This window comes from Rummeliibacillus sp. POC4, assembly GCF_003576525.1.
Taxonomy (GTDB): domain Bacteria; phylum Bacillota; class Bacilli; order Bacillales_A; family Planococcaceae; genus Rummeliibacillus.
In genome coordinates this window covers 1-10,066 of sequence record NZ_QWUA01000099.1, presented here as the reverse complement: position 1 = coordinate 10,066, position 10,066 = coordinate 1, and the positions used below count along the sequence as shown (strand labels likewise).

Sequence of the window (10,066 nt, the reverse complement as noted above, 5' to 3'; positions counted from 1 at the left end):
GTCTGAGTTGTGCAAAAGACAGCTTGAGTTACACTAAACAAACCAAGTCGAAATAAAGGATCCTATTAATCTTCGCTTTTTACATCTGCAATCCATATTCTATTAAGTTTAAACTGAATTCTTTGCCGCACCAACACCTAAATTAAAACAAAAATCCCCAAAGTAAAAAACTTTGGGGATTTCTAATGCCTACTAAATTAGTAGAAAACTTTTTCTGTATTATATTTTGCATGAAGCATATTGATCGCATATGTTTCGTAAATTTCACGTTCCATAGGATCTTGAACGACGTATGCTTCGATTTTGTGTACTTCATCACGATGATCTTTTAAAGGTGAAACATTATCTTCAAAATGTTTTTTCACACGTTGACGCATTTTGCGGGCTTTACCTACAAATAACACTTCATTTTCTTTGTTGTAGAAAAGAATAATTCCACCTTTATCACGAGGGATTTTATGGAAATCAATAAATCCGTAAATAGAAGGGATAATAGCTTCTCCTTCTTTTGGTTTTTGTTCGCGTTGGCGAATAACGATATCTGGTTTTGGCATTTCAATTTTAATCAAAAAAATTCACGTCCTCATATTCATATAGAACTTAATGTACCACAAAAATACTGGAAAAGCTAGTAAAGGTAATATTACTGGGGAAAAGTGGGTTACTAACAAATGTTGTTCTCAACATATTTCTTCTATGATAAACTTGAATTGTATCAATTTTCCAAATGAGTTAAGTTAACGAAATTGATTTCGTAGTTAAGTCAATTAGAGGAGATGTCACATTGAAATTAAAAGAGGAAAAGTTTGGTCTTATTTCAGAAACAGAAAGATTAATAATAAGACCGTTAAAATACGATGATTATGAAAATTGGTTAAGTGAATTTGAAAAACGTTATCCATCTCAAAATCGACACGATCAAGGGAAAATAGACATGAGTGAATGTACAAGAGAGTGGTTTCACAAATTGGTAGATAAGCATCAAGAGTTGGCTTTGTCAGATATTGCACATGTATTTGGTGTGTTTAGAAAAGAAGATGGTACACATTTAGGAATGGTCGATTTTTCAACATTAGCAAGAGATGATTTCCAATGGGCAAGAATAGGATATACCATTCATAATCAGTATTGGAAAAAGGGTTACGGTAAAGAAGCGGTAAAAGAAGCTCTTAATATGGGTTTTAAACTTATGAAATTCCACCGTATAGAAGCTCACATTAACATTGATAATACACCTTCGATGAAATTAACAGAAAGTGTAGGTATGGAATTCGAATGTATTCGCAAAGGCTTTATATATGAAAATGATGAGTGGACAGACCATTTGGTATATTACAAGAACTCACAGTAGTAGGAGTTTTTAAAATCAAAGTAAAAAGGAGCTTTTAATAGCTCCCTTACCAATTACTTCAAAAGTTCAGTTTCTATTTCATACCGAAGTTCTTCGGCATCTAGTTCTCGAGGGTATTGGAATTCTTTGTCGTTGATATAGATGGTTGGAACCATTGTAATGTTACGTTCGATTGTTTCGCCGAGTATGTTTAAGCTGATGGAAGTATTTTCAGAACGCTCGATTAAACCATATTTTTCTTGGAGCATTCGTTTGATATCTTGGTTTGTTAAATGATCCCATTCTTGTTGGGTAGCAAAAAGTTCTTTGATAATTTCACGTGTGTGGTCCTTTTCACTATAATGCAAGAATGCGTTAATCAACGCGCCATTTAATAGCATTTCACGTGGTTTATCAAAATGTTTGATGACAAATTCGACTTTGTCCTCATTTATGTACGGTGTTAGCACTTCCTCTGCGATGGCATAAAACGTTGCGCAATAAGGGCATGCCAAATTTAAGAAAACTTCTACTTTTACAGGTGCGTTTTTACTTCCATAACTCAAATATGCATTTTTTACTGTCATAGGATCACCTTTCCAAAAGTGCTTTTTATCAAATTTTAATTATTCCGAGTGGCTTTGTCAAGATTGCATGAGAGTTATTGTTTATAATGTAAGCCAACTTTTTCGATTTCTTCAAATAATAATTGTTCCAGATCATTTTGATGGTCAAATGCTTCATCATCATCATCAAGAGAAGCATCTTTAAATAAGGAGATTTCTTTATTCAGTTTTTCCATTTTTCGATCTAAGTGTGCGGCAGCATCGGCGGCTTCTTTTAGTTCATCTGTTATGTGAGTTGGCACTTTTTTGTTGTATTTATAGTAAATTTTATGTTCAAGGCTGGCCCAGAAGTCCATCGCAATTGTACGTATTTGCATTTCAACAAAGACATGTTCTTCTCCATAAGTCATAAATACAGGTATTTTCATAATGATATGGAGACTTTGATAGCCGTTTGGTTTAGGGTTTTTGATATAATCTTTGATCTCAACCACTTCAATATCTTCTTGTGATTGAATCATATTAGAAATATGATAAATATCAGATACAAACGAGCAAATAATACGAATTCCAGCTATGTCATGAATATTTTCTTGAATAGATTGAAGTGAAAGAGGTAGATTCCTTTTACGTAGTTTGTTTAATATACTTTTCGGTGATTTAATGCGTGTATTTACATGTTCAATGGGATTATATTCATGGATCAATTGAAACTCTTCTTGTAGGATATTGACCTTTGTTGAAATTTCATCAAGTGCAAATTTATAAAGCAGCATACTACGAGTAACTTCTTCTCTGAAATTCTTTAGGAGTGTTTGATTGATGTTCTGATTATCGCTCATTTTGTCCACCTTCTCTTCATAATTGCTCAATGCTATTTTCTCAAATTTAGTAAGTTTTAGCACGTAATAATCATGTGCCTCTAGGATTTTTATTTTTGAAATTCTTTAATAAAGATGAAAAATGTGCCTTCTAATAGTAGAATGGTTTAAGATAAAGATTAGAAGCTTGATATCTTTAAAATAGAAAGGATGGTCATCCTATGAATGTAAAAGTGTTATTGCTAAGAATTATTGCCACGATTGTTTTTATCGCAGGTATTTATATGGTTCAAGTGAAAGATGGGGCAAGTTATTATTATCTATTAACGCTTGCTGGGTTTGTAGCATTCTTTTATATTGATGACTTTGCAAAGAAAACAAAATCTAAATCGTAGAAAAGCTATTGGTCTCGATAGCTTTTTTTCATGCGATAGGTAGTGCCAACATATGAAGATGAAATGTAAACGAGGCATTAAACGTTGCCAGAACACATATACTCTAAATACAACATGAGCAAGGTTTCTTTCACTATTTTGTTAGAGTGACAATATTAGATGATTGTAGACACAATCTTTGACCATATGATGGTATAATTATAATATCAACATGAAATGGAAAGGGTGAATCTATTGGAAAATGAATGGGCTTTTATGGTAGATGGAACAGAGCATTTACGAAAAATGATGGCAGAAGCATGTTCAGATTTACCTGTTGAGATTAAAGACGGCGAAGAATACGTGACCATCAAGTACAAAGATTTTAAAAAACTAATGGAATTTTATATGAGAGAGCATTCTGGAGATCTCCCATTTTAATAGAAATTATGTAGAACTCATCGTTAGGATGGGTTTTTTTATTAGTGAAAAAAGAAAACTAATTTTCTTTATGGCCCTTATCAAAATACTTTAGCACGAAACCCAATAAGCTCATAGTAAAAATGAGAGACATGATGCCTCTTATTCCACGAGCTAAATACGTATCAGTCGGATAATCAAAAATGATATAGCCGATACAATAAAAATAAGATGCAGGTATGATGGTATACTTTAAAAACTTTTTCAATGATATTCCTCCTGAATCTATTTTCTTGTAATTTTAACATAATTTCACTTGTAGGAGGACGGAGATTAAAAAGCTCTCCTTTCTAGCCGTTACCTGTTATGATAATAGGGAACAGTAATGCGATTTTAGAAAGGAAGTTATCCTTGCCATATCAAATTTCAGAAATACTCGCTATGTCGAGTATAGAAAGAACACAAGTTTTACAAGAAGATTCGAAAGCTATATTAGAAAATATGTTATTACATATAGGGCATCCAGATGAATCAATTCGAGATCATCAAAATTTACGATTATTTTTAGAACTGATACAAAGTGATAGTTTGTCGGTTGTCGATCAGCAATTTCTAGTATCTCAGCTGACACAACCTTCTTATTTTTACTTTCAAATAGGGGAGAGGGATCAGGATTCCATTTTCCAACGTTCGCTTTCGGCAATGTGGCTAACGGCGATTATTCGAAACGATGCGAGCCAATTATTTTTAACTTCAGAGCAATATGAAGAGATTTTCGATCTTGCCGTCCATTATTTAGAGAAGGAAAAGGATACAAGGGGCTATGTACCGGGAAAAGGTTGGGCATACGGGATAGCAAACGGTGCCGATCTTTTGGTTGCGTGCATACAACATCCAAAGTTCAAGTTAGAATTGAGCGCGCCTATTTTGCAAAGCCTAAGAGACTGCTTCTGGAAAGATGCTGTTTTTGTGGATGATGAAGAAGAGAAATTTGTTGCGATTGTCGTAGCGTTAATCCGAAAAGGAATTGATGAAAAAATATTAATCGAATGGCTTGAACAGGTATTCGATTCTTTAGAATATAGTCGAGAGTGTAATGGCTACTCACCATTATTTTTAAAAGCGAGAACACAAACATTGCATTTTGTAAAAAGCCTCTATTTTGCTTTGAAATTCAAAAAACTAACACCAGAGTTGCAAGGAATTGTTTTACACTTTATCTCAAAGTGGATGTGACTGAAAGATTACAGGGCATTCACTTCTAATCATGAAGTATTGCAGTTGTGCAGTTGCTCGTAGCTAAGGGCGTATCTGAAAAGAAATTTTCAGATACGTTCTTTTTTATGCGAACATTTAATAAATGGTTCGTCTACCTATTTGTACCATAAATGTTTGATTTAAATTTATAATCAAAGATAATTCCACAGTAGTAATGGAGGTGAATTAAATGGGGAAAGTGAAATTGGATAAAGCGATTATGGTACTGATTGTTCTATTTGCAATGATAAGTTGTTTATTTATCTATTCGAGTAACTCAGTATTCAATCAATATTCAGGCTCGTTTATCTGGAAGCAATTAATATTTTATATTATCGGATTATCCTTGATGGTTGGAATTTCACGATTGGATTTAGAGCAATTGTTGAAACTCGCATGGCCTATTTATTGGATTCTAATGTTCTTGTTAATAGCTTTAATATTCGCACCTGAAAGCATTGCAAAACCTATAAATAGCGCTAAATCATGGTATCAAGTTCCTTTTATAGGTACTTTTCAACCTTCCGAGTTTATGAAGTTTGCCTTTATCTTAGTTGTCGGTAAAATAACGATTCAACATCATAAGATATGGAGAAATCAAACAATAGGTTCAGATTTATGGTTGTTAAGTAAAATGGCAATAATCACATTGCCTCCAATACTAATCGTATATAAACAACCGGATACTGGTATGATTATGTTATACGGGGCTTTACTTTTTGCAATGGTATTGTTTTCTGGAATACATAGAAGGATTGTCTATTCTTTACTAGCGATTCCGACGGTTATTGTCACCACATTACTAATCGTCTATATTAACTACCAACATTTCTTCAATGAAAAAATTTTAGGTAAGTTATCACCGCATCAAATTTCTCGCATCAATGGATGGTTGAAACCTTTTGAATATGGTGATTCGGCTTTTCAAACGAGAAAGGGAATATTAGCAATCGGCTCAGGTTTAACAACAGGGAAAGGCTATCTTGGGAATAATGTTTATATTCCTGAAAAACACACAGATTTTATTTTTGCAGCGATTGCTGAGGAGATGGGCTTTATAGGTGGAGCGGTCGTTGTGATTTTGTTCTTTTTACTCATTTATCGGATCGTCATGATTACCATTCATGCGGAGCTACATCTAGCAACTATCATGGGTGTAGGAATTATTGGTTTGTTAGCTTTCCAAGTTTTTCAGAATATCGGGATGACGATGGGATTACTCCCTGTAACCGGTGTGACATTACCATTTTTAAGCTATGGAGGAAGTTCGTTATTATCAAACTTCTTGTTGTTAGGAATCATACTTGTTGTTAAAAATTCTTATGAAGGCTATATGTTCAAAAAAGACAATGGAGAGGAAAGTTATGCATTCAACTATTAAAAGTAGAGTACGGATCTTATTCATCTTAATAGCGCTTTTGTTAGCTGTTTTATTAGTCAGATTAGGATTTCTAATGTTATGAACTAAGGGAGTGAAAAAATTGCATAGAGGAATACTATTTGAAATACCCAATACGTATGGATTTTATCTGAGGGATATTATTCAAATGATAGATATGCAAAATGTATTATGGCGGGCAATGGATGTAGAATCTTATTTTACATGTAATAATGATTTAGGCGAACCTTTATTTGAAACAAATATGATTTTATCGAACGAACAATTGCTTGACCATTTAAAAAAAGAACATTATACGATCTTTGTTGATTTAAAAGCCTTTCCTAGAAATTCAACTCCAACTGAGATTTCGTCCTATGAAGAATTTACTTCTAGCCAATGTGAGGTTGTTTTGTTGATAATAGATTCGTGCTACGTATCATTGTATATGAAAGATAGAAAAAAACTACAAGAAATGTATGAAGAGGTAATTGGTCGATTTGAGAATGTCGAATATATTACAGATGACAATGATTCAAGGTATAGTTTAATTGCTTTTTAACAGAAAGTTACACAATTAACAGGCAGGGAAAATAGAGAATAATGCCATGGGGGAGGCACAAGATGTTAAGAAATGAAGAAGATGTGATAAAGCTAATTCAATGCGATGAAAAAATGATGGAGATTTTAAATGTTGCAAGTACTTTGAATTTACCTGATTGGTGGATTTGTGCAGGTTTTGTACGTTCAAAAATATGGGACACATTACACGAGTTTAAAGATCGAACTGAAACGCCAGATGTTGATGTTATCTATTTTGATAAAACAAAAATTGATGAGGATTTTGAAAAGAATTAGAGAATAAGTTGATAAAACTTATGCCTAATATACCTTGGTCTGTAAAAAATGAAGCTAGAATGCATGTCATCAATAATCTTCCTCCTTATACTTCTTCGGAAGATGCTATTTCAAAGTTTCCGGAAACTGCGACTGCTCTTGGAGTGAAGCTAGACAAGGATCATAATTTAGTTCTCACTGCTCCTTATGGACTCGATGATGTTATCAATTTAGAATTGAAACCGACTCCTTATTTCACAGAAACCATAGAACGGACTGCAATTTATGAAGAACGAATTATAAAAAAGAATTGGAAGTCAATTTGGCATAAGATTAAAGTTCATCATATATTAAACAACTGATTAAGAAGTAAGCTGTTTTATTGATGAAATGGCTTTTTATACATGAAAAATAGTTTTGACGTGGGCCTAGCAACGCTGCCAAAATATAAAAAATAACACCCTAACTTAGAGGGTGTTAATTAAGTTAAAAGTTCATTGAACGAACACATCATAAACAGCCATGGCGCCCACTAATAGTGACAATGTCAAAAATGCCCCAGCATTTGCTATAATGGCGGTTATTTTTAATAGACCTTTGTTTCCCATAAATCCGAAGATAACGCCGATGATTGGAGCTACAATGATGATGGCAAATAAAGTGTAACCAAATATGGCTGATAGAACTGTATTGCTAAATGGACTACTATACGTCGCTGTACTTGTATAACTACCAAGAAGATAGGTTATTAAAAATGTTAAAATTGAAACTCCTAAACATATAAATGAAAGTTTTGTATATCGACTTTTTCTCTCTATTTTTACCACCTCCTCTTAGTTATAATATTACACAGTAAATACATAAAATAACAGTTCATATAAATAAAAAAATGCGAATCCTATAATAGGTTTCGCATTATCTTCATCTATCCATTACAGAAAAAAGCTCGTTTCCATTTAAGAAACGAGCTTTTTCATGTTCGAGCAGTTTAAGCTTGTTTAGAAGCTTCATATTGTACTTTTTTATTGATACAAATTTTTAATAATGGTGGTGTTATGATCGTTGTAAATACAATCGCGATGATTAAAGGTGTGTAGTAAGCTTGAGAAAATAATCCTTTTGACAAACCAATACTAGATGTGATCAATGCTACTTCACCGCGTGATACCATGGCAGTACCGATGAGAGTAGAGGAAATCATATTGAATCCAGTAATCTTCGCACCGAAACCTCCACCGATGATTTTCGTTAGTACGGAAACAACACATAAAATAACAATTAGCCAAATATGTTCGCCAATTCCGTCAAACTTCACGTTTAATCCGATATATGCAAAGAATACCGGGATGAAAATGACGCTGACAGTTGGAGAAAGCTTGTCCTCAAATTGTTCACGATGTCGGTCATTTGCAAGTGCTAGACCAGCGAAGAACGCACCGATAATATTACTAATGCCCATGAAATCAGCAAAGTAAGCATAGCCAAAACATAAGACGACAGCAAATATCATCGATAAATCCGGAATCTTAAGCTTATCAATTGATTTTGAGATTGCAGGTACCAATTTCCAATTACATAAGATAATAACGGCAAAGAAAACGACTTGTTTTATCAATACCATTGAAATCGAAGTACCACCGACAGTGATACTCAAAACAATCGCTAATAAGATTAAACCGATAATATCATCCGCAATTGCTGCACCAAGTACTGTGGCGCTTTCACGAGTTTTCAATTGTCCTAACTCACGGAACGTTTGGACAGAAATACTAACGGAAGTGGCTGTTAGTACAATACCTAAGAATAGGGAATGTGAAGGATCCATACCGAATCCAATCCCAACAAAATATCCTGCGATCAATGGAAGAACAACACCAAATGATGCGACAGATAAAGCCGATTTAAGATTGGCTGTTAAATCTTTAAGATTGGTTTCAATGCCAGCAAAGAACATCAGGAAAATAACCCCTAGTTCACTGAAAATATGTAGAAGTTCGTTTTTTTCTACTAAACCTAAAACAGCTGGACCAATGATTATACCGACGATAATTTCTCCTAGAACACTAGGTTGACCAAATTTTGTAGCTATAAATCCAGCAATTTTTGTTGCTAGAATAATAATGACTAGTTCTAATAGTAACTCCATAAACAAGACCTCCGATAAAAAGAAATAGAAGTTAGAAGATTCTAACAATTCTGAACTGCATAAAACAAAATTGTTTAAGAAAATCTTCCATTCGAATTCTTTTCAAAAACAGTATGTTTATATAATAACACACTTTTTAACAGAGAGTTACATAAAGCTACTATATATTCTTGTTATATAGGTTTTATGATACATGCTGCAGAATGTTTTGTATTAAAAGGGGGAACAATTTTTAGAATATTCAGCATATAATACGTGGAGCAGTTTTCTTTGTAATCGTAGTCATTCATCTTATCCGTGCAGGAGGGCCATAGATGAAATTTGTAAATAAGAAACATATTCAGCAAATATATCGGGAGCAAATGCAGTACAAAAGACAGAAAAAGATGAATTTTATAGAGATGATATGGATGATCATGATCGTATTGTTTTTAATTTTAGTCAGTCATTTCTATCATTAAATAATAAAAGGGCTACCATCTCATGTGTAGCCCATTTTTATTATAGTAAAAAACGAATAGTTGCCATTGAAATAACGCCGACAATAACGGTAGTCGACAAACTTTTAGTCCAAATCGCAATGATCAAAGTAGGAATAAATGCAGTAAATACAGGCCAATCAAGCGTGACATACGAGTGATCCGTATTTAGCAAGTTTTCGACAACTAACGCACTTAAAATACAAATTGGTATAAAAGAAAGCCATTTTAATACAACTTCAGGCAACTTAACGCTTCGGACGAAGACAAATGGAATGATTCTTGGGAGCCAAGTAACAACTGCACAACCTAGAATTGTCCATATAATCGCAGTACTGCTCATCGATCAATCACCACCCCAATTGTAGCCACAATTACTGTTGAGAAAAGAACAGCAAGATGTGTTGACATGAAGTATGAAAATATATACATACAAAGGGCAACTAAACCAATAAGTA

Annotated in this window: 12 protein-coding genes and 1 pseudogene; 7 read left to right on the top strand and 6 right to left on the bottom strand. The window is 33.6% G+C overall.

What is annotated here, in order from left to right:
- Positions 1–197: 197 nt before the first annotated feature.
- A complete protein-coding gene (locus D1606_RS17365; protein WP_119417279.1) occupies positions 198–569 on the bottom strand; it encodes a nucleotide excision repair endonuclease in 372 nt (123 codons plus the stop codon).
- A gap of 215 nt (positions 570–784) precedes the next feature.
- Between D1606_RS17365 and D1606_RS17360 the strand changes: the two genes are divergently transcribed.
- The gene (locus D1606_RS17360) at positions 785–1,351 is read left to right on the top strand and encodes a GNAT family N-acetyltransferase (protein WP_119417278.1); all 567 of its coding nucleotides are present in this window, start codon (positions 785–787) and stop codon (positions 1,349–1,351) included.
- Positions 1,352–1,404: 53 nt separating this feature from the next.
- Here the strand turns inward: D1606_RS17360 and D1606_RS17355 are convergent, their stop codons facing one another.
- Both D1606_RS17355 and D1606_RS17350 read right to left on the bottom strand, forming a co-directional pair.
- Positions 1,405–1,917: a thioredoxin domain-containing protein gene (locus D1606_RS17355; protein WP_119417277.1), complete on the bottom strand. Its 513-nt coding sequence runs from the start codon at positions 1,915–1,917 to the stop codon at positions 1,405–1,407.
- Between the two features lie 74 nt (positions 1,918–1,991).
- Positions 1,992–2,738: a GTP pyrophosphokinase gene (locus D1606_RS17350; protein WP_119417276.1), complete on the bottom strand. Its 747-nt coding sequence runs from the start codon at positions 2,736–2,738 to the stop codon at positions 1,992–1,994.
- A gap of 200 nt (positions 2,739–2,938) precedes the next feature.
- Here D1606_RS17350 and D1606_RS18885 point away from each other — a divergent pair, with 200 nt between their 5' ends.
- From D1606_RS18885 to D1606_RS17320, 6 genes and pseudogenes are all read left to right on the top strand, one after another.
- A complete protein-coding gene (locus D1606_RS18885) occupies positions 2,939–3,112 on the top strand; it encodes a hypothetical protein (protein WP_158582424.1) in 174 nt (57 codons plus the stop codon).
- Between the two features lie 234 nt (positions 3,113–3,346).
- On the top strand, positions 3,347–3,532 hold the full coding sequence (locus tag D1606_RS17345) for a hypothetical protein (RefSeq protein WP_119417275.1): 186 nt from the start codon (positions 3,347–3,349) through the stop codon (positions 3,530–3,532).
- A 390-nt stretch (positions 3,533–3,922) separates the two neighbouring features.
- Entirely contained in the window at positions 3,923–4,747 is an 825-nt protein-coding gene (locus tag D1606_RS17335) for a DUF2785 domain-containing protein (protein WP_158582423.1), read from the top strand.
- Positions 4,748–4,958: 211 nt separating this feature from the next.
- The gene (locus D1606_RS17330; protein WP_119417272.1) at positions 4,959–6,149 is read left to right on the top strand and encodes an FtsW/RodA/SpoVE family cell cycle protein; all 1,191 of its coding nucleotides are present in this window, start codon (positions 4,959–4,961) and stop codon (positions 6,147–6,149) included.
- 100 nt (positions 6,150–6,249) lie between these two features.
- Positions 6,250–6,708 carry a DUF2691 family protein gene (locus tag D1606_RS17325; protein WP_158582422.1) on the top strand — a complete coding sequence of 153 codons (459 nt, stop codon included), beginning with the start codon at positions 6,250–6,252 and terminating at the stop codon, positions 6,706–6,708.
- Between the two features lie 62 nt (positions 6,709–6,770).
- A pseudogene (locus D1606_RS17320) lies at positions 6,771–7,345 on the top strand (nucleotidyltransferase family protein).
- Between the two features lie 132 nt (positions 7,346–7,477).
- Here D1606_RS17320 and D1606_RS17315 read toward each other — a convergent pair.
- From D1606_RS17315 to D1606_RS17305, 3 genes are all read right to left on the bottom strand, one after another.
- Positions 7,478–7,810 (bottom strand): hypothetical protein, encoded by a 333-nt coding sequence (locus D1606_RS17315; RefSeq protein ID WP_119417270.1) that lies wholly within the window; start codon positions 7,808–7,810, stop codon positions 7,478–7,480.
- A gap of 161 nt (positions 7,811–7,971) precedes the next feature.
- Positions 7,972–9,135, bottom strand: coding sequence for a cation:proton antiporter (locus D1606_RS17310; protein ID WP_369973826.1), 1,164 nt, complete (start codon positions 9,133–9,135; stop codon positions 7,972–7,974).
- Between the two features lie 495 nt (positions 9,136–9,630).
- Entirely contained in the window at positions 9,631–9,951 is a 321-nt protein-coding gene (locus D1606_RS17305; RefSeq protein ID WP_119417268.1) for an AzlD domain-containing protein, read from the bottom strand.
- Between the last annotated feature and the right edge of the window lie 115 nt (positions 9,952–10,066).